This is a genomic window from Methylobacterium haplocladii (genome assembly GCF_007992175.1).
Lineage (GTDB): Bacteria > Pseudomonadota > Alphaproteobacteria > Rhizobiales > Beijerinckiaceae > Methylobacterium > Methylobacterium haplocladii.
Genome location: NZ_BJZT01000024.1, coordinates 64,319 through 90,884, shown reverse-complemented (window position 1 = coordinate 90,884; position 26,566 = coordinate 64,319). Strand labels below are relative to the sequence as shown.

At 68.2% G+C, this 26,566-nt stretch carries 30 protein-coding genes; 13 read left to right on the top strand and 17 right to left on the bottom strand.

Annotation, left to right across the window (positions count from 1 at the left end; translation table 11 throughout):
* Positions 1–64: 64 nt before the first annotated feature.
* From MHA02_RS11385 to MHA02_RS11365, 5 genes are all read right to left on the bottom strand, one after another.
* On the bottom strand, positions 65–1,303 hold the full coding sequence (locus tag MHA02_RS11385; protein WP_147078754.1) for a DUF4167 domain-containing protein: 1,239 nt from the start codon (positions 1,301–1,303) through the stop codon (positions 65–67).
* A gap of 442 nt (positions 1,304–1,745) precedes the next feature.
* Positions 1,746–2,657, bottom strand: coding sequence for a peptide chain release factor N(5)-glutamine methyltransferase (gene prmC / locus MHA02_RS11380; protein ID WP_147078753.1), 912 nt, complete (start codon positions 2,655–2,657; stop codon positions 1,746–1,748).
* 137 nt (positions 2,658–2,794) lie between these two features.
* Positions 2,795–3,874: a peptide chain release factor 1 gene (gene prfA, locus MHA02_RS11375; RefSeq protein WP_147078752.1), complete on the bottom strand. Its 1,080-nt coding sequence runs from the start codon at positions 3,872–3,874 to the stop codon at positions 2,795–2,797.
* Positions 3,875–3,943: 69 nt separating this feature from the next.
* Positions 3,944–6,208 carry a phosphoenolpyruvate--protein phosphotransferase gene (gene ptsP / locus MHA02_RS11370; RefSeq protein WP_147078751.1) on the bottom strand — a complete coding sequence of 755 codons (2,265 nt, stop codon included), beginning with the start codon at positions 6,206–6,208 and terminating at the stop codon, positions 3,944–3,946.
* 87 nt (positions 6,209–6,295) lie between these two features.
* A complete protein-coding gene (locus MHA02_RS11365; protein ID WP_147078750.1) occupies positions 6,296–7,531 on the bottom strand; it encodes an aspartate kinase in 1,236 nt (411 codons plus the stop codon).
* A 190-nt stretch (positions 7,532–7,721) separates the two neighbouring features.
* Here MHA02_RS11365 and ubiG point away from each other — a divergent pair, with 190 nt between their 5' ends.
* The 3 genes from ubiG to MHA02_RS11350 all read left to right on the top strand — a co-directional run bounded on the left by ubiG (position 7,722) and on the right by MHA02_RS11350 (position 10,138).
* A complete protein-coding gene (gene ubiG, locus MHA02_RS11360; RefSeq protein WP_147078749.1) occupies positions 7,722–8,453 on the top strand; it encodes a bifunctional 2-polyprenyl-6-hydroxyphenol methylase/3-demethylubiquinol 3-O-methyltransferase UbiG in 732 nt (243 codons plus the stop codon).
* A 64-nt stretch (positions 8,454–8,517) separates the two neighbouring features.
* Entirely contained in the window at positions 8,518–9,090 is a 573-nt protein-coding gene (locus MHA02_RS11355; RefSeq protein ID WP_147078748.1) for a YbhB/YbcL family Raf kinase inhibitor-like protein, read from the top strand.
* 67 nt (positions 9,091–9,157) lie between these two features.
* On the top strand, positions 9,158–10,138 hold the full coding sequence (locus tag MHA02_RS11350) for an NADPH:quinone oxidoreductase family protein (protein WP_147078747.1): 981 nt from the start codon (positions 9,158–9,160) through the stop codon (positions 10,136–10,138).
* Between the two features lie 73 nt (positions 10,139–10,211).
* On the opposite strand, the gene MHA02_RS11345 is transcribed toward MHA02_RS11350, so the two are convergent.
* The 3 genes from MHA02_RS11345 to MHA02_RS11335 form a co-directional block, all read right to left on the bottom strand.
* A complete protein-coding gene (locus tag MHA02_RS11345) occupies positions 10,212–10,499 on the bottom strand; it encodes a hypothetical protein (protein WP_147078746.1) in 288 nt (95 codons plus the stop codon).
* Positions 10,500–10,739: 240 nt separating this feature from the next.
* Positions 10,740–11,306, bottom strand: coding sequence for a crossover junction endodeoxyribonuclease RuvC (gene ruvC / locus MHA02_RS11340; RefSeq protein ID WP_147078745.1), 567 nt, complete (start codon positions 11,304–11,306; stop codon positions 10,740–10,742).
* Positions 11,307–11,389: 83 nt separating this feature from the next.
* Positions 11,390–12,013: a YceI family protein gene (locus MHA02_RS11335; RefSeq protein ID WP_147078744.1), complete on the bottom strand. Its 624-nt coding sequence runs from the start codon at positions 12,011–12,013 to the stop codon at positions 11,390–11,392.
* A gap of 93 nt (positions 12,014–12,106) precedes the next feature.
* Between MHA02_RS11335 and ruvA the strand changes: the two genes are divergently transcribed.
* Positions 12,107–12,724 (top strand): Holliday junction branch migration protein RuvA, encoded by a 618-nt coding sequence (gene ruvA, locus MHA02_RS11330; RefSeq protein WP_147078743.1) that lies wholly within the window; start codon positions 12,107–12,109, stop codon positions 12,722–12,724.
* A gap of 14 nt (positions 12,725–12,738) precedes the next feature.
* Here the strand turns inward: ruvA and MHA02_RS11325 are convergent, their stop codons facing one another.
* Positions 12,739–13,035, bottom strand: a complete 297-nt coding sequence (locus tag MHA02_RS11325; protein ID WP_147078742.1) for a DUF3572 domain-containing protein — start codon at positions 13,033–13,035, stop codon at positions 12,739–12,741.
* A gap of 76 nt (positions 13,036–13,111) precedes the next feature.
* Between MHA02_RS11325 and MHA02_RS11320 the strand changes: the two genes are divergently transcribed.
* Positions 13,112–13,486: a response regulator gene (locus MHA02_RS11320; RefSeq protein ID WP_147078741.1), complete on the top strand. Its 375-nt coding sequence runs from the start codon at positions 13,112–13,114 to the stop codon at positions 13,484–13,486.
* Between the two features lie 42 nt (positions 13,487–13,528).
* The gene (locus tag MHA02_RS11315) at positions 13,529–14,902 is read left to right on the top strand and encodes a PleD family two-component system response regulator (protein ID WP_147078740.1); all 1,374 of its coding nucleotides are present in this window, start codon (positions 13,529–13,531) and stop codon (positions 14,900–14,902) included.
* On the opposite strand, the gene MHA02_RS11310 is transcribed toward MHA02_RS11315, so the two are convergent.
* From MHA02_RS11310 to MHA02_RS11295, 6 genes are all read right to left on the bottom strand, one after another.
* Complete coding sequence (locus MHA02_RS11310; RefSeq protein ID WP_147078739.1) at positions 14,899–15,078, bottom strand: hypothetical protein; 180 nt, start codon at positions 15,076–15,078, stop codon at positions 14,899–14,901. The genes MHA02_RS11315 and MHA02_RS11310 overlap by 4 nt on opposite strands.
* Positions 15,075–15,377: a hypothetical protein gene (locus MHA02_RS11305; protein ID WP_147078738.1), complete on the bottom strand. Its 303-nt coding sequence runs from the start codon at positions 15,375–15,377 to the stop codon at positions 15,075–15,077. The genes MHA02_RS11310 and MHA02_RS11305 overlap by 4 nt, the downstream gene beginning before the upstream one ends.
* Entirely contained in the window at positions 15,374–15,586 is a 213-nt protein-coding gene (locus tag MHA02_RS22140; protein ID WP_170249179.1) for a hypothetical protein, read from the bottom strand. Before MHA02_RS22140 ends, MHA02_RS11305 begins: the two co-directional genes overlap by 4 nt.
* Positions 15,587–15,707: 121 nt before the next feature.
* Entirely contained in the window at positions 15,708–16,685 is a 978-nt protein-coding gene (cysK, locus tag MHA02_RS11300) for a cysteine synthase A (protein WP_147078737.1), read from the bottom strand.
* A 293-nt stretch (positions 16,686–16,978) separates the two neighbouring features.
* The gene (locus MHA02_RS22135) at positions 16,979–17,152 is read right to left on the bottom strand and encodes a hypothetical protein (protein WP_170249177.1); all 174 of its coding nucleotides are present in this window, start codon (positions 17,150–17,152) and stop codon (positions 16,979–16,981) included.
* A 139-nt stretch (positions 17,153–17,291) separates the two neighbouring features.
* Positions 17,292–17,789 (bottom strand): META domain-containing protein, encoded by a 498-nt coding sequence (locus MHA02_RS11295; protein ID WP_147078736.1) that lies wholly within the window; start codon positions 17,787–17,789, stop codon positions 17,292–17,294.
* A 297-nt stretch (positions 17,790–18,086) separates the two neighbouring features.
* Here MHA02_RS11295 and MHA02_RS11290 point away from each other — a divergent pair, with 297 nt between their 5' ends.
* Positions 18,087–18,359, top strand: a complete 273-nt coding sequence (locus MHA02_RS11290) for a helix-turn-helix domain-containing protein (protein ID WP_147078789.1) — start codon at positions 18,087–18,089, stop codon at positions 18,357–18,359.
* Positions 18,360–18,365: 6 nt separating this feature from the next.
* On the opposite strand, the gene MHA02_RS11285 is transcribed toward MHA02_RS11290, so the two are convergent.
* Positions 18,366–19,601: an NAD(P)/FAD-dependent oxidoreductase gene (locus MHA02_RS11285; protein ID WP_147078788.1), complete on the bottom strand. Its 1,236-nt coding sequence runs from the start codon at positions 19,599–19,601 to the stop codon at positions 18,366–18,368.
* The gene (locus MHA02_RS11280; RefSeq protein WP_147078735.1) at positions 19,592–20,545 is read right to left on the bottom strand and encodes a LysR family transcriptional regulator; all 954 of its coding nucleotides are present in this window, start codon (positions 20,543–20,545) and stop codon (positions 19,592–19,594) included. Before MHA02_RS11280 ends, MHA02_RS11285 begins: the two co-directional genes overlap by 10 nt.
* A gap of 165 nt (positions 20,546–20,710) precedes the next feature.
* On the opposite strand from MHA02_RS11280, the gene MHA02_RS11275 reads away from it, so the two are divergent.
* From MHA02_RS11275 to MHA02_RS11250, 6 genes are all read left to right on the top strand, one after another.
* Positions 20,711–21,760 (top strand): class 1 fructose-bisphosphatase, encoded by a 1,050-nt coding sequence (locus MHA02_RS11275; RefSeq protein ID WP_147078734.1) that lies wholly within the window; start codon positions 20,711–20,713, stop codon positions 21,758–21,760.
* Between the two features lie 34 nt (positions 21,761–21,794).
* Positions 21,795–22,655, top strand: a complete 861-nt coding sequence (locus tag MHA02_RS11270) for a phosphoribulokinase (protein WP_147078733.1) — start codon at positions 21,795–21,797, stop codon at positions 22,653–22,655.
* A gap of 183 nt (positions 22,656–22,838) precedes the next feature.
* Positions 22,839–23,522: a ribulose-phosphate 3-epimerase gene (gene rpe / locus MHA02_RS11265; RefSeq protein ID WP_147078732.1), complete on the top strand. Its 684-nt coding sequence runs from the start codon at positions 22,839–22,841 to the stop codon at positions 23,520–23,522.
* Positions 23,516–24,280: an HAD-IA family hydrolase gene (locus MHA02_RS11260; RefSeq protein ID WP_147078731.1), complete on the top strand. Its 765-nt coding sequence runs from the start codon at positions 23,516–23,518 to the stop codon at positions 24,278–24,280. Before rpe ends, MHA02_RS11260 begins: the two co-directional genes overlap by 7 nt.
* 312 nt (positions 24,281–24,592) lie before the next feature.
* Entirely contained in the window at positions 24,593–25,702 is a 1,110-nt protein-coding gene (locus MHA02_RS11255; RefSeq protein ID WP_147078730.1) for an OpgC family protein, read from the top strand.
* Entirely contained in the window at positions 25,651–26,562 is a 912-nt protein-coding gene (locus tag MHA02_RS11250) for an SGNH/GDSL hydrolase family protein (protein WP_373318381.1), read from the top strand. Before MHA02_RS11255 ends, MHA02_RS11250 begins: the two co-directional genes overlap by 52 nt.
* The last annotated feature ends 4 nt before the right edge of the window (positions 26,563–26,566 follow it).

The following is a 26,566-nucleotide window of genomic DNA, read 5'->3' as shown; positions in this document are numbered from 1 at the left end:
CGCCGGAAACGAAAAGAGCCGCCCGGAGGGGCGGCTCTCGACGATCGGCACCGAACTCCGGCGATCACTCGCCGGCGTCGGCTACCTCCGTCTTCTCGGGCGGAGCGCCCTCTTCGCCGGCCTTGTAGCGCGTCCGGCGGCGGCGGGGCTTCGGCGGGAGCGCCGCGTCTTCGGCGGCCGCTTCATGCTGCGGTGCCGAAGCTGGCACCGGTGCGAGACGAACCGGCTCGGCGCTCGGCTCTGGGGCCGGAGTCGGATTGCGCGTCGCCGTCATCAGGAATGCGGGCAGGGCCGACGTCTCGTCGACGGCCTGACGGGGTGACTCCTCACGGTCGCGGCGGCGCTCGCGGCGCGGCGGCGGATCGCTGCGGAGCGCGGGCGCCTCTTCGCGGCTCACTTCCTGTCGGGGCGCGTCCTGGCGAACGGCATCCTGGCGAACAGGCTCGGGACGTCCTGCATCCTGGCGATTGCGATCCGGTCGACCACCGTCCTGCCGATTGTAGTTGCCACGACCGTTCTCGTAGCGCGGCTGATCCTGCCGGCCATGGTCTTGCCGAGGCTGATCCTGGCGAGGCTGATCCTGGCGGGGCTGCTCCTGATGAGACGGATCCTGCCGGCCAGCGTCCTGACGCGAATAGTCCTGACGACCGTAATCCTGGCGGTTCTGCTCGGGGCGGCCGTGGTCCTGCCGGCCGTAATCCTGGCGCGACTGATCCTGCCGGGGTTGATCTTGTCGAGACTGGTCCTGTCGCGGCTGATCCTGGCGGAACTCGCCGCGGTTGTAATCCTGGCGATTGTTGTCGAAGCGCTGCGGACGGTCGTTCCGGTTCTGGAAGCGGTTGGGCCGATCGTTGCGATCCTGGCCCTGGCCCCGATCCTGACGGTGCTGATCCGGCCGATCGTTACCGCGGTTCTGCTGGCGCGCCTCGTAATCCTGGCGCTCGAAAGGCTGCGGCTGCTGCGACGCGTCGCCGTACTCGTCGCCACCATAGCCCTGGCGGCCCTGATCGGCGCCGTCCTCATCGCCCTCGTCCTCATCGTCGAAGCCGTTGCGGGCATAGCCCTGCGAGGCCTGCGGACGGTTCGGCTCCTGGGCACCGGTGATGATACGGAAGTAGTGCTCGCCGTGCTGGAAGTAGTTCTCCGCGGCGACGGGGTCACCGCTCGCCAGGGCGTCCCGGGCGAGCTGTGCGTATTTGTCTGCGATGTGCTGGGCGGTGCCGCGGACCTTGATGTCGGGTCCGGTGGACTCGTAGGACCGGGTCAGCGGATTGGGACCCTTGGGCCTGTTGCGGCCACGCATCCGTCTGTTCTGGTTTGGTCTCATCGGTCTCGATTGACCCTTCACTCGCAGCGAAAATTGTCTCTGACAGAGGTGGACCGGCGGCGCGTGCGGGTCGTCCGCGGCCGAGCCCAATGCTCGCCGCGGGATGCCTCGCAGGTCGATCCGTGATCCTTCACGTCGTGCGTGCCGTCGTCTCGTCCGGTCGGTGCCCGCGCTCGCCGCAAGGCATGCACGCGGGTCAACCTTCGACTGTCAGGTTCGATGCCATCTTGCTTGGCGGCCACCTTGGCTTTTATGCCGCGTGCGCGTCCGCTCGATGGTGGGGCGATCGACCGAACCGAAGGCGGTGCTGATCGAACCCGATCCTACCGCAACCCGTCTTAACGGGCCGTTCACGATCTACACCCTGAACGTAATGGCTGATCGTCCCCGCAACAAGCATTTTTTCATGTCGTTGCAATCATCGCACGACTTTGTTGCCGACTGACGTGACATCGAACGGTGGCCGAAGCGTGACGACCCGCGCGTGCCCGGTGAGATCACGGTCGATCCCGGCGACGCGGAAGCCCGCGTCACGGCCGAGGCCGGCCACCGCCTCGGCCTGATCATAGCCGATCTCTAGCAGAAGGGCGCCGTCGGCCGCGAGCAGGCCGGGCCGCGCGGCGAGGCCATCGACGATCGCGCGATAGGCGTCGAGCCCGTCCGGGCCGCCGTCCAGCGCCGCGGCCGGATCGTAGCGGCGAACCTCCTCGGAGAGCGTCGGGATCACGCCGCTCGCGATGTAGGGCGGGTTCGACACGATCAGGTCGAAGGGGCCGCGCACGGCCTCGCACCAATCTCCGCGCAAGAAGGCGGCGCGGTCGCCGACCCCGTTGCGGGCGGCATTGGTTCGGGCGGTGGAGAGGGCGTCTTCGGACAGGTCGACGCCGAGCCCCCGCGCGCCCGGCCATTCGCCGAGCAGCGCAATCAAGATACAGCCCGAGCCGGTGCCGAGATCGAGGATCGTCGGCGACGGTACGGTGCCGAGCCTCAGCGCGCTGTCGACGAGCGTTTCCGTATCCGGCCGCGGCACCAGCGTTCCTGCAGACAGTGCGAAGGTCAGGCCCCGGAATTCCCACTCGCCGAGGATCCGGGCCACCGGCTCACCCCGGAGCCGCCGCGTCAGCGCTTGCGTGAGGGCGTCCGCTCCGGCCGGTCCAATCGGCGCATCGCCGCGCAGGGCCAGATCAGTCGGGGTGAGGCCGAGGAGATGGAGGCACAGGAAGCGCGCATCCCCCCGCGCTTCGGTGTGTCCAGCCTGCTTCAGCGCCTGCGTCGCCCGGCGAAGCGCTTCGGAGCGCGAGAAGCCCGGCTCGAACGCTACGTCCGACACGAAGCGCTCCGCATACCGATTCGCACTCCGTCATTGCGAGCGCAGCGAAGTGATCCGGGGCAACACCCACAACGAATTGGACGCAACCCCGGTTTGCTTCGCTGCGCTCGCAATGACGGAAACGGCATCGAACAACGTCACGCCATGCCTTCGGCGGCGAGCAGTTCGGCCTGATGCTCGGTCACCAGCGCGTCGATGACTTCGTCCAGCGCCGTGCCGGCCATGATCTCTTCGAGCTTGTAGAGCGTGAGGTTGATGCGGTGGTCGGTCACGCGCGCCTGCGGGAAATTGTAGGTCCGAATGCGCTCCGAGCGGTCGCCGGAGCCGACCTGCGCCTTGCGGTCGGCGGCACGCACCGAGTCCTTGGCCGTCCGTTCGGCATCGTAGAGTTTTGCGCGAAGCAGCGACATGGCGCGGGCCCGGTTCTTGTGCTGCGAGCGCTCCTCCTGGACGAACACGATGATCCCGGTGGGCAAGTGAGTGATGCGGATCGCCGATTCCGTCTTGTTGACGTGCTGCCCGCCGGCGCCCTGCGCCCGCATGGTGTCGATCTTCAGGTCGGCGTCGTTGATGACGATATCGACCTCCTCGGCCTCCGGCAGCACCGCCACGGTGGCGGCGGAGGTGTGGATACGCCCCTGCGTCTCCGTCTCGGGCACGCGCTGGACCCGGTGGGCGCCGCTCTCGAACTTGAGGCGCGAGAACACGCCGCGCCCGTTCACCTCGGCGAAGATTTCGCGGTAGCCGCCCATGGTGCCCTCGCTCTGCGAGATCACCTCGACGCGCCAGCCCTTGGCCTCGGCGTATTTGGCGTACATCTCGAACAGGTCGCCGGCGAACAGGGCCGCCTCGTCGCCGCCGGTGCCGGCGCGGATCTCGAGGATGGCGCTCTTCTCGTCGGCCGCATCCTTCGGCAGCAGGATGAGTTGCAGGGCGCGATGCGCCTTCTCCACGGCCTCCTCGGCCTCGGGCTTCTCGTCTGCGGCGAGCGCCCGCATCTCGGCGTCGCCTTCGGCGATCAGCGTCTCGATGCCGGAGAGGTTGTCGATCGCGGCGCGATAGGCATGGATCGCCGCGACGACGCCGTCGAGCCCCGACAATTCGCGGGATAGCGCGACGAAGCTCTCCGCATCGGCCGAGCCGGTGCTCAGCATCGCGGTGACGATGTCGTGCCGCGCCAGGATGGCGTCGAGGCGGTCGGAGGGAATGGGGGTCATCGTCCTGCGGGACTGCGCGTGAAGAGGAACCGGCGAGACGGCGCATTACGGCGCTCGGGCCGGTTGAGGCTAGATGGGCACGCCCTTCGCCTTCGCGAAGGCGGCGAGCGTCGGCCGGAGCGACGCGCCGTCCGTCGCCTTGGCGAGTTCGGTTTCGATCAGGGCGCGGATCTCATCGGCCTCGATCGAGAGGACCATCGCCTTGACCGGGCCGATCGAGGCCGGCGACATCGAGAAGCTGCGGAAGCCGAGGCCGATCAGGGCCATCGCTTCGAGGGGGCGGCCGCCGATCTCGCCGCAGACCGTCACCGGACAGCCCATGGCCCCGGCGCGGTCGGCGATCACCCGGAAGGCGCGCAGGGCCGCGCCGCAGAGGGGATCGAACCGGTCGGCGACGCGCCGGTTCTCGCGATCCACCGCGAACAGGAACTGCATCAGGTCGTTGGAGCCGACCGAGAGGAAATCCGCCTCGCGGGCGATCTCGTCGATCTGGAACAGCAGCGAGGGCACTTCGACCATCGCACCGAGCTTGCAATCGATCGGCAGCGGATAGCCGTGGCGGCGCAGATGCGCCTTCTCGCGTTCGACGATGCCGCGGGCGCGGGTGAACTCCTCCACGGTCGCCACCATCGGGAACATGATCTTCAGGGCACGCCCCCCGGCCGCCTTCAGCAGCGCCCGCAGCTGCACGCGCAGCAGGGCAGGGCGGTCGAGGCCGATGCGGATCGCACGCCAGCCGAGCGCCGGATTCTCTTCCTCCAGGCTCGGCATGTAGGGAAGGATCTTGTCGCCGCCGATATCGAGGGTGCGGATGGTGACGGGCAGGTCGCCGGTCGCGGTGAAGACCGCCTCGTAGAGAGTCTGCTGCTCGGCAGCCGAGGGCATGCGCTGGGCGACCATGAACTGAAGTTCGGTGCGGAACAGGCCGATGCCTTCCGCGCCGGTCTCGGCGAGGTGGCTGAGGTCGATCAGCAGTCCGGCATTGAGGTGAAGCCCGATGCGGACCTTGTCGCGGGTCGTGGCCGGCACGTCGCGGAGCGCCCGGTACTGCTCCTGGCGCCGGGCGCGGAGACGGGCCTGCTCGGCATAGGCCGATTCGATCTCGGGCGAGGGCCGCACCTGGATCTCGCCGGCACCGCCATCGACGATGATCGCATCGCCAGAATCACAAAGCGCCGTGGCGTTGGCGATCTCGCCGACCGCAGGGATGCCCAAAGCCCGCGCGACGATGGCGATATGGCTGGTCGGGCCGCCTTCTTCCAGCACGACGCCGCGCAGGTTCGCCCGGTCGTAATCGAGCAGCGCCGCCGGCCCCATGGAGCGCGCGACGAGGATCGCATTCTCCGGCAGGGCACCGTTGCCGCCGCCGGCCTCGTGGCCGATCAGGCGGCGCAGGAGGCGGTTGGCGAGGTCGTCGAGATCGTGAAGGCGGTCGCGGAGATACGGGTCGGACTGGCGCATCATCCGCGCGCGGTTGTCGGACTGCACGCGTTCGACGGCGGCCTCGGCGGTCAGGCCCGACTGCACTGCCTCGCGCATCCGGCGCAGCCAGCCCTTGTCGTGGGCGAACATGCGGACGGTTTCCAACACCTCGCGCGATTCGTTCGAGCCGATGCCGTCGCCGCGCTCCACCAGCTCGTCGATCGCCGAGCGGACGTCCTCGATCGCCTCCTCCAGGCGCACGACCTCCGGCTCGACGCTCTCGGCGATCAACCGCTTCACGACGATGCGCGGCTCGTGCAGCACGACGTGGCCGAGGCCGATGCCGTCGGCAAGCGGCACGCCCCGCTGGCTGACCGGCCGCCGCGCCGCGCTGCCGGCGCCGGGGGCCAGCGCCTGCAGCTCGCCCGAGGCGATCATCTCCGCCAGCACCATGGCGGTGGTCTGGAGGGCCTCGATCTCCTCGTCCGAATAGACCCGGTAGGTCTTGTTCTGGACGACGAGCACGCCGAGCGTGTTGCCGGCCCGCAGGAGCGGCACGCCGAGGAAGGCGTGGTAGATCTCTTCCCCGGTCTCGGGCCGGTACGAGAAATTCGGGTGGGACTGGGCGTCGGAGAGCGAGAGCGGCTCGGCCTGGTTCGCGATCAGGCCGACGAGGCCCTCGTCGGTGCGCAGCCGCGTGATGTGCACGGCCTCGCGGTTCAGGCCCTCCGTCGCGAACAGCTCGAGCGTGTTGTCGTCGCGCAGCACGTAGACCGAACAGACCTCGGCGATGACGTTCGCGGCGATGAGGACGACGATGCGGTCGAGGCGCGCCTGTGCACTGACCGGTTCCGCCATCGCTTCGCGGAGCCGGCGCAGCAGCAGGCGCGGGCCTCCGGGCGCAGCGGGCATCGAGTCGTCAATCCGTGTTCAGCCGGTGCAACCACCAAACGTGCCAACCGCCGGGGCGGTCACACGCCACGCGTGCGGCGAGTACGGTCAGGCCTGATCGAGGCCGTATAGCGAGTGGAGCGTGCGAACGGCAAGCTCCGTATAGGCCGCGTCGATCAGGACGGAGAACTTGATCTCCGACGTGGTGATCGCGCGGATGTTGATGCCCTTCTCGGCAAGCGCCCGGAACGCCTTGGCCGCGACGCCCGCATGCGAGCGCATGCCGACGCCGATCGCCGACACCTTCACCACGTCGGTGGCACCCTCGATCTGGCCGTAGGAGATGATCTCCCGCTGTGCGTCGAGGATCGCGCGCGAGCGCTGGTAGTCGGCGGCCGGCACCGTGAAGGTCATGTCCGTGGTCGACTGGTCGCCCGACACGGTCTGGATGATCATGTCGACGTTGATGTTGGCGTCCGCCAGCGGGCCGAAGATGGCCGCCGCGATGCCGGGGCTGTCCTTGACCGAGCGGAGGGTGATCTGGGCTTCGTCCTTCGAGAAGGCGATCCCGGTGATGATCTGCTGTTCCACGATGTCGTCCTCGTCGCAGATGAGGGTGCCCGGGCGCGCCGCGTCGGGGGGATCGAAGGAGGAGCGCACCGTGGTCGGCACGCGATGGACCATGGCGAGCTCGACGGAGCGGACCTGCAGCACCTTGGCCCCGAGGGAGGCCATCTCCAGCATCTCCTCGAAGGTCACGCGTTCCATGCGGGTCGCCTTCGGGACGATGCGCGGGTCGGTGGTGTAGACGCCGTCCACATCCGTGTAGATGTCGCAGCGCTCGGCCCCGATCGCGGCGGCGATGGCGACTGCGCTGGTATCCGAACCGCCACGGCCGAGGGTCGCGAGCCGGCCCGTTTCGCTATGGATCCCCTGGAAGCCGGCGATGACCGCGACTTCGCCGCGCGCGAAGCCGGCATCAAGATTCTTCGGGTCGATCGCCTCGATCCGGGCGGAGCCGTGCGCCTCCGAGGTCTCGATCGGGATCTGCCAGCCCTGCCAGGAGCGGGCCTTGATGCCGTTTTTCTGCAGGGCGATGGCCAGAAGGCCGGACGTGACCTGCTCGCCCGAGGCGACGACCGCGTCGTATTCGGCCTCGTCGAAGAGGGCGTTGCAATCCTTGACCCAGGCGACGAGCTCGTTGGTCTTACCCGACATCGCCGAGACCACCACCGCGACCTCGTAGCCGGCCGCGACCTCGCGGGCGACGTGGGCGGCCACGTTGCGGATGCGGTCGACGTTCGCGACGGAGGTGCCGCCGAATTTCATCACCAAACGGGGCATGTCGCGTCCGCGTCTTCTTGGTCCGTTTCGTACCGTCGGCCGGGAGCGGACCGCCACGTCTCAATCGTCGCGCGGAAGGCCGTCGCGGCTGTACCGGGGAGGCGACCGGCGGGTACAAGGGCCTCTCGAAGGTGTCAATGCGATGGCCGCCGGCCTGGATTGCGGGCGGCGGCCGGGGAGTTGCGAGCGAATGGCTGCGTCGGTCGATCGTGAGGAAGTCGCGCGCTTCGATGCGCAGGCCGCGACGTGGTGGGACACGGAGGGGCCGATGCGGGTGCTGCATCGCTTCAACCCCGTCCGCCTCGCCTATATCCGAGACGAGGCCTGCCGGCATTTCGGGCGCGACCCCAACCGCCCTTTCGCACTGGAAGGCCTGAGCCTCGTCGATGTCGGCTGCGGCGGCGGCGTGCTGTCCGAGCCGCTCGCCCGCCTCGGCGCGAGCGTCACCGGGCTCGATCCGGCGGAGAAGAACATCGCGGTCGCGAAGGCGCATGCTGAAGCCGAGAACGTCACGGTCGATTATCGCGCCGAGACCATCGAGGCGGTGGTGGAGCGCGGCGAGCGCTTCGACATCGTGCTCGCCATGGAGGTGGTCGAGCACGTGGTCGACCGGCCGGCCTTCCTGCGCACGGCCTGCCGGGCGATGAAGCCCGGTGGCGTGCTGTTCGCAGCCACCCTGAACCGGACCCTGCGGTCCTACGCGCTCGCCATCGTCGGCGCGGAATACTTCCTCGGCTGGCTGCCGAAAGGCACGCACGACTGGGAGAAGTTCGTGAAGCCGGACGAGCTGACCGACGATCTCAGAGCCGGCGGCTTGGCGGTGTTCGACGTGACGGGCGTCGTGTTCGATCCGCTCGGAGGCAGCTGGCGGCGAAGCCGGGACACGGCGATTAACTACATGGTCGCTGCGCGGGGGCCTTGACCACGGAGCCGTTCGCCCACCCGGCCGTTTTCCCCGGACGACCCGCCGCGACGGAGGACGAACCATGCTCGAAAAGTTGCCCCACACCGTCGGCGAGGCCCTGTCCCGGGTGAAGGCCGGCCTCGGCAAGACCGTGTACCACTCGGTTTTTGCAGACGTGCCGGAGAGCATCACCGTCACAAGCGAGGCGTTTTCGGACGGCGCCGCGATTCCAGCGCGCTACACCGACGACGGCGGACGGCTCTCGCCACCGCTCGCCTGGAGCGGTCTGCCGCAGGGCACCGGCAGCGTCGTGCTTCTCGTCGAGGATCCGGATGCTCCGATGCCGAAACCCTTCGTGCACCTGATCGCCTGGAAGGAACGCGGTCGCGACGCCGCGCTGCCGGAAGGCGACTTCGCCAGCCGGGGCAGCAAGGGCGAGCGGCACGCGCTCGGCCGCAACTCCTTCCAGAAGGATGCCTGGCTGCCGCCGGACCCGCCCACCGGGCACGGGCCGCACCACTACTTGTTCCAGGTCTATGCCCTCGACGGCGCACTCGACCTGCCGGCCTCGCCGGGACGCGGCGATGTCCTCGACGCGATGCAGGGCCGGGTGCTGGCGAAGGGCCTGCTGACCGGGATCTACGAACGTCCGTGATCGCCCGATTTCCCCTCGCGCCGACCGCCTGCTCCATCATATGGGGACAGCGGAAGGGGAGTGCTGGATGAAGGCTCTGTTGTGCACACGGCTCGCCGGGCCGGAGGATCTCTCGCTCGCGGACCTGCCCGATCCGACACCCGGACCCAACGAGGCCGTGGTGCGGATCACGGTGGCGGCCCTCAACTTCTTCGACACGCTGATCATCGCCGGCCGCTATCAGGTGAAGCCGGAGCTACCCTTCTCGCCCGGCGGCGAGGCCTGCGGCGTCGTGGAGGCGCTGGGCGAGAGCGTCGCCGGCTTCGCGGTGGGCGACCGGGTGATCGTCCACGTCACCAGCGGGACCTGCCGCGAGGCGATTGCCGTCGATACGCGGCACCTCACACGCGTGCCGGATGACCTGAGCGACGAGACGGCAGCCGGGCTCACCATCACCTATGGTACGACGCTGCACGCCCTGCGCGACCGAGCGCGTATACAGCCTGGAGAGACGCTGGCGGTGCTCGGTGCGTCGGGGGGCGTCGGTCTGGCCGCCGTGGAGATCGGAAAGATCCTGGGAGCGCGTGTGATTGCCTGCGCCTCGTCACCCGAGAAGCTGGAGACCGCCCGGCAGCACGGTGCAGACGATCTCGTGGATTACGCCGCCGACAACATCCGCGAGGCGCTCAAGCGGCTGACGGACGGGCGGGGCGTCGACGTGATCTACGACGCGGTCGGTGGCGACAACGCCGAGCCCGCCCTGCGGTCGTTGGGGTGGAAAGGCCGCTATCTCGTCATCGGCTTTGCCGCGGGCGACATCCCGAAATTTCCGCTCAACGTGATCATGCTGAAGGGCGTCGACGTCCAGGGCGTGCACTGGGGCGCGTTCGTCGAGCGCGAGCCCGAGGCCCACCGCGTTCATCAGGAACAGCTCTTGGCCTGGGCGGCCGAGGGGCGGCTGAAGGCCAGGGTCCACTGCGTTCTGCCGCTGTCGGACTATGCCGAGGCGCTCGGCATCCTGAAACGGCGTGAGGCGCAAGGGAAAGTTCTACTGCGCATCGAGGGCTGACGGCGGCGGTGCAAACGAAAACTGCCCCGCGAGCACGGGGCTGCGGGGCGGCTTGTCGATCGAAACAGAGAACTTAGCGTGCGGGACGCTCGCCGCGCATCATCTTGCGATCGCGACGGTCCTCACGATCCATCCGGTCTTCCCGGGCTTCGCGCGCATCGGGATCGATACCGAGCACGCCGCCGACCGTACCGGTCGCCGCACCTACAGCGCCGCCCACGACACCGCCGACCGGACCAGCCGCCCGGTTGCCGTCTTCGGCGCCGCGCTGCGCACCGCGAACGGTACCCTGCGCATCGGCAGCGCCGGCCAGGACGAAGGGGGATATGGCGAGGGTGGCGATAAGAAGAATACGCTTCATTCAAGAAACTCCAGATACGTTGAAAGGGCCGTTTTCCGGCCGAGTGCCGACGGCTTTCTGATCAGTCAACGACCGAGATCCGAAAAGGTCCCAAATTTTATCCGGGGCACTGAAGCGACGTCCTGCGGATGCTGGTTCCCGAAGCCGCGCCAGCGCCAGCAGGCCGATCGGATCATGCCGATCCGCCATGATATCTATCGCGAGCTTTCGCGCGCCGACATCCGTTGCCCAAAACGCGCGTCAGCTCTGCCGCGCCAGCGCAGCCGCGATCCTCGCCGCGCCGGGCCCCTGCGGCTGGCCGGCCACATGCAGCTTCCTGAGCGTGTGGGCACCGCGATGGCTGGCATGGGTGATGGCGATGGCGAGCGCGTCGGCGGCGTCCGCGACCTTGAATTCGGCCTTCGGCAGCAGAAAGCGCACCATCGCCTGTATCTGCACCTTCTCGGCATGGCCCGAGCCGCAGACCGTCTTCTTCACGAGGTTGGCTGCGTATTCGGAGACCGGCAGTCCGGCCAGCGCCGGCACCAGCAGGGCGATGGCTCGGGCATGCCCGAGCTTCAGCGTCGCCTGCGCATCCTTGTTCACGAAGGTCTCCTCCACCGCGACCTCGTCCGGGGCGTGGCCGCTGACCACCCGCGTGATGCCCTCGTGCAGTTCCCGCAGACGCAGGGCGAGCGGCAGGTCGCCGTCGGAGGTGACGACGCCGCAGGCCAGATACGCGAGCTTGGTGCCCCTGGCGGTGATCAACCCCCAGCCGGTGCGGCGCAGTCCGGGATCGATGCCGAGGATGCGGACGTCCGACGTCATGGTGCCTCCGGCGTGGCGAGAGGCCCGCGTCGCAACCCGTCGTCAGCACATACCGTGAACGCCCGCTTGCGGCAAACGATGTCTCACGGGGCCGCCTTGAACTCGCCCTCGAGCCGCAACTGCACCTCGTCGCCGAGGATCGGCAGGAAGGCGCTGACGCCGAAATCGGAGCGGCGGATCACGGCGCGCCCGTCGAAGCCCACCGAGTAGGCTTTGTCGACCGGATTGATGCCGGCCTGATTGAAGGTGGCGTCGAAGGAGACGACCCGGGTGATGCCCTTGATGGTCAATTCGCCGTTGACACGCGCCGTCGTCGGGCTCGTCGGCTCGACGGAGGTGCCGACATAGGTCGCCTGGGGAAACTTTTGGACGTCGAAGAAATCCGGCGCCTTGAGATGCTCGTTCAGCTTGTCGTTCAGGGAGTTGACGCTCGCCGTGCCGATCGTGATCGAGAGGCGGCTCTTGCTCGGATCGCTCGGATCGAGCGTCGCCTCGCCCGAGACGTCGGTGATCTGTCCGTAATAGGTGGAGTAGCCGAGATGGCTCAGCGACCAGGTGATCTTGCCGTGCGCCGGATCGAGTCGGTAGCGGCCGGGTTTCACCTGCGTCGGGTCGGTGGTCGGCCCCGTGGGCTCGGCCTGCGCCCAGGCCGGAAGGGGAGCGCTCGCGAGGAGCGCGATCAGGGCGAGGATCGGTTTGGTCGGCACGTCGCGGGCTCACCTTGTCGGGGCAGGTCGCGTATCGGATATGGCAGGCCGGCGCGGGAACCAAGTCCCGGCGCGCCCCCGCACGGAATCGTCATGATCGGCAAGCTCAAGGGCATCGTGGATTCCTTCGGCGAGGATTTCGTCATCGTCGACGTGCAGGGCGTCGGCTACGTCGTGCATTGCTCGGCGCGCACGCTGCAACGGTTGCCCAAGCCCGGCGAGCCGGCCGAACTCGCCATCGAGACCCATGTGCGCGAAGACATGATACGTCTCTACGGCTTCCGCTCGGACGCGGAACGCGAGTGGTTCCGCCTGCTCCAGACCGTGCAAGGCGTGGGCTCGAAGGTGGCGCTCGGCGTGCTCTCGGTGCTGGAGCCGGCGCAGCTCGCTACCGCGCTCGCCACCGGCGACAAGGGCGCCATCGCTCGCGCGCCCGGCGTCGGGCCGCGGCTCGCGGCGCGTCTCTCGGCCGAGCTGAAGGACAAGGCGCCGGCCTTCACGCCGATCGATCCGGCCCTGATCGCGCTGACCGGCGCGGTCGCCGAGCGCACGGCGCCACAGCCCGTGGCGGATGCGATCTCCGCTTTGGTCAATCTCGGCTATCCGCAGATCCAGGCCTCCGCCGCCATCGCCGCCGCGATGAAGGGCGCCGGCGAGGGCGCAGAGGCGAAAGTCCTGATCCGGTTGGGCCTGCGGGAGCTCGCGCGATAGCCCGGATCCTTCACTCACAGGTCGGGGTCGAAGTCCGGTGGCTGCAGCCGCCGCCAGGCCGCCGCGATCTTTTCGGGTTTGACATCGAGCGTCCGCGCGCAGGCCAGCAGCATCGGCTCGTCGCCCATCACGTGGTCGAGGACCGCGCCGAGGAAGGCCGGATCCCGCGCGCTTTCGCGCACCGTGCCGGGGTTCAGGCCACTCAATTGCAGGAACGGAAACAGTTTTTCCTCGTCGCCGGCGAGCCAGGCCAGGACCTCGAGGGCGAGACCCTCGGCGGCCGCATCTCCATGATCAAGTTTGCGTTTCATCAACGAGTATCACTTAAGCGGAATAAGAGCAGACGGCGACGAAGGCGAGGTCGCGGGAGCCCGGAGACTGTGGGCCATGAAGAAAACCGTTCTCATCGTTGAGGACAACGAGCTCAACATGAAGCTCTTCAACGATCTTCTCGAGGCCCATGGTTACGCCACCCTTAAGACCGCCAACGGTATCGAGGCGATCGAGCTCGCCCGTACGCACCGTCCCGACCTGATCCTCATGGACATCCAGCTGCCCGAGGTCTCGGGCCTGGAGGTGACCAAGTGGCTCAAGGACGACGAGGAGCTGCGCCACATCCCGGTGATCGCCATCACCGCCTTCGCGATGAAGGGCGACGAGGAGCGGATCCGCGAGGGTGGCTGCGAAGCCTACCTCTCCAAGCCGATCTCCGTCGCGAAATTCATTGCGACGGTGCGCAGCTTTCTCGACGAGGCCGGCTGAATCCTTAGGGAAGCCGCCGGTAGAGGGAGGCAGGAGCCAGCCATGTCCGCCCGTGTCCTGATCGTCGACGATCTGTTTCCCAACCTGAAGCTCCTCGAGACGAAGCTCTCGATGGAGTATTTCGGCGTTGTCGCCGCTATGAACGGTCCAGAGGCCCTCGCGATCTGCGAGAAGGGCCTCTGCGACATCGTCCTGCTCGACGTGATGATGCCGGGGATGGACGGCTTCGAGGTCTGCCGCCGTCTCAAGACCAACCCGGTCACCGCGCACCTGCCGGTCGTCATCGTCACCGCCCTCGACGAACCCTCCGACCGCCTGCGCGGGCTCGATGCCGGCGCCGATGATTTCCTGACCAAGCCGATCGACGACACCGCCCTGTTCACGCGGGTACGCAGCCTGCTCCGGCTCAAATCCGTGACCGACGAGCTGCGCAGCCGGGCGATGGCCTCGCGCGAACTCGGCATGGGCGATCCCTTCGCGCTCGCCGCAGCCGAGACCGGCCAGGGCGCTCGCATCCTGCTCGTCGAAGACCGCCCGAACGCCGCCGATCGCATGTCCACCGCGCTGTCGCAGCATCACACGGTCACGATCGAGCCGGACCCGCATCGCGCCCTGGTCGCCGCGACCGAGGGCACCTTCGATCTGGCGCTCGTGAGCATCGATCTCGACGGCTTCGACGGCCTGCGCCTCTGCAGTCAGCTTCGCTCCCTCGACCGCACCCGCGACATGGCGCTGATCATGGTCGGCGAGCCGCATGGCATGGCGCGGCTGACCCGCGGACTCGATTTCGGCGTGCACGACTATCTCCTGCGGCCGGTCGACCGGAACGAACTGATCGCCCGGGTGCGCACCCAGATCCGCCGCCGCCGCTTCTCGGAGACCCTGCGCGGCGCCGTGCAGGCCTCGATCGAACTGGCGGTCACCGACGAGCTCACCGGTCTGCACAACCGCCGCTACCTCGACCGGCAGCTCGGCCCGCTTTTCGGCGAGGCGACGGCCCAGGCACTGGGCCTCGCTTGCCTGATCCTCGACATCGACCGCTTCAAGTCGATCAACGACACCTACGGCCACGAGGCGGGCGACGAGGTACTGAAGGCCTTCGCCGACCGGGTTCGCCAGCACACACGCGGCATCGATATCGTCGCCCGCTTCGGCGGCGAGGAAGTCGTGATCGTCATGCCGGGAGCCACCCTGGCCGATGCTCAGGCCGCAGGCGAGCGCATCCGCGAGCGCATGGAATCCGCCGCATTCCTGGTCCAGCGCGGAGCCACGGCGATCACGGTCACGGTCTCGATCGGCGTGGCCGTTCGCCATGTCGGCGACACCAGCGCGTCCGACATGCTCAAGCGCTCGGACGACGCGCTCTACCGGGCCAAGGCCAGCGGCCGGAATCGCGTCGTCGCCGAGGCGGCCTAACCGCCGCCCGGATCGGCGTTATCGCCCTGGTCCGCACCCGTTGGCAACCCGGGCTTGCCGTCGGTCTTCTCGTTCGGGTCCTTGACCGCGTCGGGGGCGGAGTTGGCCGGCTTGCGCTTCGGCTCCTCGTCCTCGTCCGGCCGGTCGCTCCGCGTCTTCGGTCCGGCGCTCGTCATTCCCGATCCTTCTCGACATCGTAATGGCCGCCCGCGACCTTGCCGCCGCCGGAGGCCGATTTCTGATCGGAATGGCCGCCCGAAGATCCACCGGTCGCCGTCGGACTGCGTTCCGCCGCGGCACCGGCATCGGGGCGGTCGTGGCTGCGGTCGGCATCGGTGAGTCCGCCCCGACCCATGCCGGTGATCGCCGCCTGCTCCGGCGTTTGGTGACCGCCGCCAGTGGCCGGAGGGCCGGACTTGCCGACATCGTCGGGCTTCCGGGTGATGGTCGCGTGCGAGGTGTTTTCGTCGCTCATGACGCATCGCCCTCATCGTCGCCGACGACGGCCGTTGCGCACTCAATCGCTTCTTGGGCCTCGCCACTCGGTCGGCCCCTCAGAGATGCCGAAAGCTGAGCAGGGGCGTTGCCGTCGTTCGGGGAGGCCGTATCGAGATCGTCGTCCCTCTGTCCGGCGGAGGCGTCGATCTCCTGGGAGGCTGGCCGCTCGTCGTGCTGTTCGCGCATCGTCGTCCTCGTCTGTTGCCGTGGACAACAAAGACAGACAGGAGACGTTGCGTAGGGCCTTGCCGCACCACAGCCGCCGCGTTGTCGCGGCGGCTGGATGCTGATGGGTCTAGCGCGTGGGCTAGCCGATCCCCTCGAACAGCACCGAAGAGATGTAGCGCTCGGCGAACGAGCAGGCGACCGTGACGATCCGCTTGCCCTTGAATTCGGGCCGTGAGGCGAGTTCCAGCGCGGCGGCGACGTTGCCGCCGGTGGAGATGCCGCCGGGGATACCTTCGAGCTTGGCGAGCTGGCGGGCGGTCTCGATCGCGGTCTGGTTCGAGACCGTCAGCACGCCGTCGATCACCGAACGGTCGAGGTTGTCCGGGATGAAGCCGGCGCCGATGCCCTGGATCTTGTGCGGGCCGGGCTGGCCGCCGGAGATCACCGGCGAATCCGTCGGCTCCACCGCGAAGACCTTGAGGTTCGGAAGGCGCGGCTTCAGCACCTGGCCGACGCCGGTGACGGTGCCGCCGGTGCCGACACCCGCGACGAATGCGTCGAGTTGGCCGTCGGTGTCGTTCCAGATCTCCTCCGCCGTGGTCTTGCGATGAATCTCCGGGTTGGCCGGGTTCGAGAATTGCTGCGGCATCACCGCGCCGTCGATCTCCGTCAGCAGCTCCTCGGCCCGGGCGATCGCGCCCTTCATACCCTGAGGACCGGGGGTGAGTTCGAGCTGCGCACCGAGGAAGGCGAGCATCTTGCGGCGCTCCAGCGACATCGTCTCGGGCATGACCAGGATCAGGCGGTAGCCCCGCGCGGCGGCGACGAAGGCGAGCGCGATGCCGGTATTGCCGGAGGTCGGCTCGACCAGGGTTCCACCGGGCTTAAGCCGGCCCGATGCCTCCAACGCGTCGATCATGTTGACGCCGATGCGGTCCTTCACGCTGGCGATCGGGTTGAAGAACTCGAGCTTCAGCAGGATTTCGGCGTCGACGCCGCGCTCCTTGGTGAGCCGGTTCAGCCGGACGAGGGGCGTGTTGCCGATGGTCTCGGTGATCGAGCCGTAGATGCGGCCGCGGCCGGCCTTGCGCGCGGATGCTGTGGTGTCGTCGGCCATCTACGGGTCTCCTGATCGTCCAAGGCACGTGGGGTGGAAGCGCCGGGCGCGTCAGCCGACTGTCGGCTAACCGGGACGCGCGTCCACCGGGCTTCTCAGAGCGACCGGATATCGCGTCGCGACAACCGGGGCAATCGACCTAACCCCTGCTGCAGCAATTCTTTTCTTGATTTCCTGCAAAGTCCTCAAGCGTGTAGAAAAACTATTCTGTCCGACTGCACTTCCGGAGAAACGAATTCTTCGATAGCCCTCGGCTGGCGCGCGTCCACCGACGCGTCGTCGCCTGCGATACGTCAGCCGCGAAGCACGATGGCGCCGAGGACGAGGACGAGGGATGCGAGGAGGGTTGCGCCGAGGGTCAGGAAGGCGGCGTTCTCGTCGTAGCTCCGCACCGGGGCATATCGCGCCGCGACTGCGCGCGCGGCGGTGCGAACCGGGGAGCGCCGACCTGCCAGCGTGAGCTTCATCCGTCCCGATCTCCCCGGATACCGGCCCGCCTGGGCCGGCCGCGACGCGGGCAGAATGGGAAGGAGAGACCTGAAGGAGCATGAATCCGCGGCAGGAACCGCGGATCATCCACAAGGAAGTGTTAAGGCCGGACGGCTCTCAGAGCGATCGATCGAAGCGCAACTCGCCGCCCTGGCTCTTGATGACGAGCTGCGAGCCGACGATGTCCCAGGCACCCGCCGTGCGCAGAGCTACGAAGAAGGCCTGCTCGGTGGCGCCGAGAGCCTTCTCGCAGGGCTTCTTGGTGATCGCGAGCGGGCCGACGGCGAGGTGCTGCTCGCGCAGCGGGAAAGCGGTGGCGGCGAAGGTGTTGCAGCCGCCATAACCGCGGGCACGGTACTGCGCGTCGATGATGAAGCTCGGCCGGTCGCCACCGTTGAAGTTCTTGCCGTTCAGGCTCACCGCGGTCCAGGTCGTGCCGAGCGGAAATACCTTCTCCTGAGCCTTGGCGCCGGGAACGTATTGCGGCTTCTTCTCGGGCTGCTGCCCCTGGCCGAGGTTGCGCACGCCGCTCATCTGAGCCTGCGACGGGGTCGCGACGATCATCGCTCCGGCGAGGGTCGCGCAGGTCAGCGCGACGGTCAGCGTCTTGTTCATGGTGAAGCCCCCTGGTGCTCGCGCGTCCATCGCGTCGATGAAACTCGGCCTGCGCGCCTGATCCCGGGCACGAAGCCACACGCGAATCCGCTAGGAATCGAGCGCAAATATGGTCGCGCGGGGTCGTTTTCGGCGCCGCGCTCCCGGCTCCACGGCAGTCTGCAACGATCCGGGACGCACCGGGTTATCGCGCAGCGAGGCCCGGACCCGGGCTTGCGCATGATCAGATGAGTCGACGGGAGTGCCTGCGTGTCCGGATCGGATGAAGGTGAAGCGGGCGGCCGCTCGCCCAACACGATGACGTCGGCACAGTGCCGCGCGGGCCGGGCGCTGATCGGCTGGTCGGTCGAGGATCTCGCGGCCAAGGTCGGCTTCGACGCGGCGCTGGTGCGGGATTTCGAGGGCGGCCTGAACGATCCGCCCTCGGGAACGATCGAAGCCCTGCGGAGCGCACTGACGACGGGCGGAGTGATCTTTACCGACGGCGGCTCGGCCGGCGTCCGCCTCGGCCGCCAGGGTGGCGACGAGGGCACGCGGCTCGGCGAACTGAATACCGAGAACGACCGCTGAACGCGTTCAGCGCGCCGTCGCGAGCGCCTTGAGGTCGAAGGCCGGATCGGCCGCCTGGGCGGGCGTCAGGCCGCGCCCGAGGGTGAGGATGCGCCGGGCAGCCATGTGATCGGCCCCGCGGTTCACCGATTCGACCGCACAGAGCCGCCCGTCGCGGAAGCGGAAGACCGAGAACGCCTCGCCGCTGCCGCGAATGACGGCTCCGTCGTCCGGCTCCGAGAGGCCGGCGATCTGGAGCTTGTAGCGTCCCTGGTCGCTCCAGAACCACGGCACCGCATCGTAGGCCGCAGGCCTTCCGGCGAGCCGCGCCGCGAGGCAGCGACCCTGGTCGATGGCGTTCTGCACGGATTCGATCCGAACCCGATCGCCGCGCGACATCCCGGCTGCGAACCGCGTGGGAAACCGGACGCAATCGCCGATGGCCGAAATCGCCGGATCGGTCGTCGCCAGAAACGGATCAATCTCGATGCCGTCGCGCACCGGCAACCCGGCACGTTCGGCGAGTTCCTGATTCGGCACGACTCCGATGCCGACGAGGACGAGATCGGCCGGAAGCCGTCCACCCTCCGCCGTCACCACCGCGGCCACACGGCCGTCGCGGCCCTCGATCGCAACGACGCCGGCCCGGAACCGGAAAGCGACACCCATGGCCTCGTGTGCGATCCGGAAGGCCTCGGAGGTCTCCACCGAGACCGCCCGAGCCATCGGCCGGTCGGCCGCCTCGATCACCGTGACGGCGAGACCGCGTCCGGCGCAGACCGCCGCAAATTCGAGCCCGATGAAGCCGGCGCCCACCACGACGATGTTTTTGGCGGACTCGATGGCCGCGCGGAGCGCATCCGCGTCGTCGAGGGATCGGAGTTGATGCACGCCCGGGAGATCGGCGCCGGGCACGGGCAACGACCGATTGCGTGAGCCCGTCGCCAGCACGAGGTGGTCGTAGGGAAGGTCCGCGCCGTCATCGAGCGTCAGGCGGCCGGCATCGCGGTCGATCGCACAAGCCCGCGCCCGACGGTGCACGATGCGATGCTCGGCCAGATACGAAGCCGGCCGCAGCAGCAGGCCTTCGGCATCGGTCTTGCCGGCGAGATAGGCCTTCGATAGGGGCGGCCGCTGATAAGGCAGCGTCTGCTCATCGCCGACCAGCGTGATGACATCGGCGAATCCCGCCTCGCGCAGGCTCACGGCGGTCTGGAAGCCGGCCTGACCCGCACCGACGATGACGACGCCGCTCACGGGGATACCGGCTCGGGCGCAGCCGCAACGATAGCCGCATCGAGCTTCGGCAGGAAGCCGGCGCCCTCCTGGACGAGGTAGCTCCAGAACGAGTCGGAGGCCGGCCCGAGCACCTTGTCGGCGCGGCGGACCACGTACCAGTCGCGCCGGATCGGCAGGCCCTGCACGTCCAGCAGTACCAGCCGGCCGCTCTCGAGCTCGGCCGAGACCGTGTGCGAGGAGAGCAGCGCGATGCCGAGCCCCGCCATCACCGCCTGCTTCAGCGTCTCGTTCGATCCGGAATCGATCCCGAGCCGTGCCCGGCGGATCATCACACCATTCATGAACTCTTCGAAGACGGCGCGCGTGCCCGAACCCTCCTCGCGCACCAGAAAGGACTGGTCGGCGATGGCATCGCGCGTCAGGCCCGACTGTCCGGCAAGCGGATGGCCAGGCGCGGCGATCAGGACGAGGGGATGCGGACCGAAGGTCTCGGCCTCGATTGCGAAATCGCGGGGCGGCCGACCCATGATCGCGAAGTCGATCTCGTAGTTCCGCAGGGTCTCGACCGTATCGGTTCGGTTGCCCACCGTCAGGTTCACCTCGACCTGAGGGTGGGCCTCCATGAAGCCGGCGATCACGGCGGGCGCGAAATACTTCGCCGTCGAGACCACGCCGAGCGCCACGCGCCCGCCGCCGGCGCCCTTCAGGGTGCGGAGGCGTTCGGTGCAGGTCTCGAGCACCGTGTTGATGCTGTTGATCGCCCACAGCATCTCGCGGCCGGCATCGGTCGGCTTGAGGCCGGTGGGCGTCCGGTCGAACAGCAGGAGGCCCGCTTCGTCCTCGAGCTGGCGGATGCGGGCATAGAGGGCGGCGGAGGTGACGTTGAGCTCCTGCGCCGCCCGCGTCATCGTCCCGAGCCGGGCGACGGCCGCGACGGCCTGAAGCTGCTTCAGCGAGAGGTTGCGCATGGGCCGCTTTTAGTTTTTTTGCGCGGCACCACAAGTTTCGTGAGAATCTTTGTCGGCCTCGTGCACCGCATCTGGTGCTCACGCGGCGCGGCGGGATATCATGCGGCCCACAGAAGTCGGCGGCCGGGCAACGGCCGGTAGCATGACGGGACCTCGGATCAGGACATGGCCATGGCGATCGGCTCAACACTCTCCGAGCATCTCGACGCGGAAGTCGCACGCGATTCCTCCCTCGCCGACACCGCCAGGACGATCCTGGCGCTCGCCGCCGCCTCCATCGACGTGAGCGAGATCTGCGCGCGCGGCGCGCTCGCCGGCGATCTCGGCGCCCAGGGCGAGACCAACAGCGACGGCGACGTGCAGAAGGCCCTCGACGTCATCGCCCACAAGCGCTTCACCGAGGCGTTGCAATCCGCCCCCGTCGCGGAAGTCGCCTCCGAGGAGGCCGACGACGTGATGGTCCTCAACCCCGGCGCGCCGCTGGCTGTGGCGATCGACCCGCTCGACGGCTCCTCGAACATCGCCGTCGGCATGATCGTCGGCACCATCTTCGGGATACGGCCGGTCGTCTCCGATCCGAACGACCCGAACGCCTCCTTCAAGACGCCCGGCACGACCCAGACGGCCGCCGGCTTCACCGTCTACGGACCGGCCACGACCTTCGTCGTGACGCTGGGCAACGGCACGCGGATCTTCACCCTAGACCGCACCGACAAGGTGTTTCGCCTGACCCACGACGCGCTCAAGGTCGTCGCCACGGCCAACGAATACGCGGTCAATTCCTCGAACGGCCGCCACTGGGACGTTCCGGTCAAAGCCTTCATCGAGGATTGCCTGCGCGGCGAGGAAGGCCCGCGCGACCGCAACTTCAACATGCGCTGGACTGCGGCCCTGGTGGCGGATGCGCAGCGCGTGCTGATCCGCGGCGGCATCTTTCTCTATCCGGGCGACAGCCGCAAAGGCTACGAGCAGGGCCGCCTTCGCCTCCTCTACGAGACCGCGCCGATCGCCTTCGTCATGGAGCAGGCGGGTGCCGCCGCCACGGACGGGCAGACGCGGATCATGGATGTGGTCGCGACCAGGATCCACGAGCGCTCGCCGCTGGTCTTCGGCTCGACCGACGAGGTGGCCTGCGTGGCGAAATACTACGAGGGCCGCCAGCCTGCCGCGGGCCGCTCGCCGCTCTTCGGCCAGCGCGGCCTGATGCGAAGCTGAGTTCAAGGCCTCCCGCGAGTAATCTCGAGCCACGATGTCGGCGCGTCATCCCATCATCTCGGTCACCGGCTCCTCGGGCGCCGGCACGACCTCCGTGCGCAACACCTTCGAGCAGATCTTTCGCCGCGAGGATGTGAGTGCCGTCTACATCGAGGGTGACGGCTTCCACGCCTTCGACCGCGAGACCATGCGCGCCAAGATGGCGGAGGAGCCGACGCTCAGCCACTTCGCGCCGCGCGCCAACCTGCTGCCGGAACTCGAGGAAGTCTTCCGCAGCTACAGCGAGTCCGGCAAGGGCCGCACGCGCGCCTACGCGCACGACGAGGTGGATGCTGCACGGCTGCGCGTGCCGATGGGCGAGTTCACGCAGTGGGAGGACTTCCCGGCCGGATCGGACCTGCTGTTCTACGAGGGCCTGCATGGCTGCGTCGTCGACAACACCATCGACCTCGCCCGCTATCCCGACCTCAAGATCGGGGTGGTGCCGGTCATCAACCTCGAGTGGATCCAGAAGCTGCACCGCGACCGCTCGATTCGCGGCTACTCGACCGACGCCGTCACCGACGTGATCCTGCGCCGGATGCCGGACTACGTGCAGACGATCTGTCCGCAATTCTCCTGGACGGACATCAACTTCCAGCGCGTGCCGATGGTCGACACCTCGAACCCGTTCATCGCCCGCTGGATCCCCACCGCCGACGAGTCGATGGTGGTGATCCGCTTCCGCGACCCGCACGGCATCGACTTCTCGTATCTCGTCTCGATGATCCACGACAGCTTCATGAGCCGGGCGAACTCCATCGTGATCCCCGGCTCCAAGCTCGATCTCGCCATGCAGCTCATCCTGACGCCGATGATCATGCAGCTCGTCGAGCGCAAGCGCCGGCTGGGGTGAGCCCTCGGTCCATGCGGCGAAGGGATGTCGGCCCGGTAGGCGCGCGAGAGCGGGTAGCCCTGATTTCGCATTCCCGCTTGGACGAATTGGCACTACATCGCGAGCGTCCCACGCCCTAGTTTTGCGTTGCACATCCCGATGGGCTGGGCCGACCCGCATGATGCGGACCCCGCCGAGGATTCCATGACGATCATCGCCCCCTCCATCCTCTCGGCCGACTTCGCCCGGCTCGGAGAAGAGGTCCGCGCCGTGGCCGAGGCCGGCGGCGATTGGATCCATCTCGATGTGATGGACGGACATTTCGTCCCCAACATCACCTTCGGTCCGGCGCTCATCAAGGCCTTGCGCCCGCACACGACGAAGCATTTCGACGTGCATCTGATGATCGCCCCGGCGGATCCGTACCTCGCCGCCTTCGCCGAGGCCGGTGCCGACACGATCTCCGTGCATGTCGAGGCGGGTCCGCACATCCACCGCTCGCTGCAGACCATCAGGGCGCTCGGCAAGCGTGCCGGCATCGCGCTCAATCCCGGCACGCCCGCCTCGATGGTCGAGCCGGTGCTCGACCTCGTCGACCTCGTGGTCTGCATGACGGTGAACCCAGGCTTCGGCGGCCAGAGTTTCCTGCCCTCGGCCCTGGAGACCGTTGCGCGCGTGCGCGCCATGGCCGCCGGCCGCGCCATCGACATCGAGGTCGACGGCGGCATCACGCCCGAGACCGTGGAAGCGGCGGCGCGCGCGGGCGCGAATGTTTTCGTGGCCGGCTCCGGCGTCTTCGGCGGCGGACCGGCCGCCTATGCGCGCAACATCGCGGCGATCCGCGAGGGTGCGAATTCCGCAACGGGTCGAGACGGCTTGCGATGCTGAAGGCGCTGATCTTCGACGTCGACGGGACGCTCGCCGAGACAGAGGACCTGCACCGGCAGGCCTTCAACCGCGCCTTCGGCGAACTCGGCTTCGACTGGCACTGGACGCCGGAGCTCTACGCCGAGCTGCTCAAGGTCATGGGCGGCAAGGAGCGGCTGCTCCACTACATCGCCCAGGCTCATCCCGGGGACGAGCCTGCGCTCAAGACGCGGATGCCGGAGATCCACGACCTCAAGACGCGCATCTACGGGGAATTGATCGAGACCGGCCCGCTCGCGCTCCGTCCCGGCGTCGCCCGCTTGATTGCGGAGGCGCGCGAAGCCGGCCTTCGCCTCGGCGTCGCGACGACGACCACGCGGCCGAACCTGGACCGGCTCGTGGCGATCAACTTTCCGGAAGGCGACGTGCCGTTCGACGTCATCGCCGCCGGGGACGAAGCCGCCCGGAAGAAGCCGGCGCCGGACATTTTCGAGCTCGCGGTGGAGCGCCTCGGCATCGAGCCGTCCGAAGCCATCGCCTTCGAGGATTCCGCGGCCGGCATCCGCTCGGCGCTCGATGCCGGGCTGCCGGTGCTCGCCACCCGCAGCCGCTATACCGAGAGCCACCGGCTCGACGGCGCCTTCTCCGCGGTCTCCGACCTCGGCGAGCCGGGCAGGCCCCATCGGCATCTCTCGGGAGCCGTCTGGCCCGACGGAATCGTTACCCTGGACGCGCTCCGCGCCTGGCATGCCCGCAGCCGGGAGGACGCGACCGCGTGAGCGGTGCCCCCAAAAACAAGCAGCGCGCCCGTTTGGGAGCGCGCTGGCTGAGGTAGTCCGTGGTCTCTGGAACGGACAGGACCGATATGCCGCTTCTGTATGCAAAATACAGTCGCTTTTCAGCCACGGTACACCGTTCCTCGACGAGGTGCCGTTCGGCACGACCCGCTCGCTGCAGCGGCGGCCGGTCGTCAGGCCCGCGCTTTGCAGATCGGCGTGCGGGCCGTATCAGGGCGCGGCTTCGTTTCGGGGCACTCGCCTGCGCTTCCTCGGGAGCGTGCCCAATCAACCGCCGCCGGAGACGGGAGCCTGATGCGTGGACCGAACGCGATCGATTTCTGGCGCGGCTTCGCCCTCATCACGATCTTCGTCAATCACATCCCCGGCAACGTCTTCGAGCGTTGGACCTATTCGCAATACGGCATCTCGGACGCGGCCGAGCTGTTCGTGTTCCTGGCAGGCTGGTCGATCGGGCTGGCGACGCGCGGGCGCGACGGCGTTCCCGAGCCCGCACTGACGGCGGTGCTGCGGCTGCTGTCGCGCACGATCGAGGTCTACCGGGCGCAGGTGGTCATCATGGCGCTGGCGCTCGCGATGATCGCGGGCACGGCGCTGCTCCTCGACAACCCGCTCATCCTCGAATGGCACAATGCCGGCGGATTCTTCGCCGATCCGATCCAGACGATGGTCGGCATCGTGCTGCTGACCCACCAGCTCGGCTATTTCAACATCCTGCCGCTCTACGTGGTGTTGCTGGCGGCCGCCCCGGTCATCGTGCTGGCGGCGCGGGCCAACCAGACCGGCACGCTGATCCTGTCGCTGTGCCTCTACGCGGCGAGCCTCGTCTACGAGTGGAACCTGCCGTCCTGGCCGGGGGAGGGCGACTGGTTCTTCAATCCGTTCTGCTGGCAGCTCCTCCTGGTACTCGGCTTCACCATGCAGGACTGGAACCGCACGGAGCCGCGCTTCCGCGACTGGTGCCGCCGGCTGATGCCGCTCGGCGTCGTCATCGTGATCGTCGGGATCGTCCTCTCGGTATTCGAGCTCAGGCCGGACCCGCTGACGGTTCCCGAGCCGCGCCTTATTTTTACCTTCGACAAAACCTACCTGTCGCCGGCCCGTCTGATCCATTTCTGTGGTGCCCTCCTGGCCTTTCAGGCGGTCTACGGACTGGTCGCGGACCGGATCGGTCCGATCACGCGCTATCTGGCCGGGCTCGGGCGTAACTCGCTCGCGGTCTTCTCGATGGGATCGCTCCTGAGCCTCGCTGCACAGTTCGTGCGGTTCCGGTTCGGCGGTGGTATGCTCGTCGATGTTTCGGTCGTAGGCTGCGGCCTGTTCGCACTGGGTTTCACCGCATGGTTCGTCGAGTGGCGTTCCCGCAAGCCAAAGAAGGTTGTCGTTACGCCTGCCGCATCGTAGGCGCTGCGGCTCTCGGCCTGTGCCTGACCTTCAATGGTGCGATGGCCCTGGCCGAAGGATCGGCGACGGTGGTCTCGCCGCCGCATCCGCCCTCGGCCGCGCCGGGCGCGGCACCGATCGAGGCCTTGGACCTGAGCCTGTCGCCGGAATGCCGGGTGCCGGGCTCCAAGCTCTACACCCTCGCCAAGCTCATGGCCGTGAAGCGCGCGCTGAAGGAGAAGCGCCCGGTGCGCGTGCTCTCCGTCGGCTCGTCCTCGTCGGGCCTCGGCGCCTCGGCCTCTTACCCGGTCAGGCTCGAGAACGCCCTCGAACGCTCGCTGCCGAACGTCGACGTGCAGATCGACTCGCGCGGTCTCTCCGGCGAGGTCGCCAGCGGCGCGGGCGAGCGGCTGCGCACCATGGTGGCGGAGATCGAGCCCGATCTCGTGGTCTGGCAGGTCGGCACCAACGACGCCCTGGCGCGGGTCGATACCGACGCCTTCGGCGAGGCGCTGCGCGAGACGGTGGAATGGATCAAGTCGCACGACATCGACGTCGTGCTGATCGACCCGCTCTTCACCCAGAGCGTCGCCGACGACGAATCCTACAACGGCCTCGTCCACAAGGTGCGCGACATCGCCTCCGAGCAGCGCGTTCCGCTGGTGCGGCGCTACGAGGCGATGCGCTTTCTCTCCGCCAGCGGCGACAAGGACAGCGAGACGCACATGCTCGGCCGGCATTTCCGGCTGAACGATCTCGGTCTGCGCTGCATGGCCGAGCACGTCACCCGCGCGATCACCCTGTCGCTGCTGCAACCCGACCTCGCCCCGGGCGGCGAGACGGTGCAGAAGCCCGAGCCTGCGAAGCCGGCCGGTCCGTAGAGCC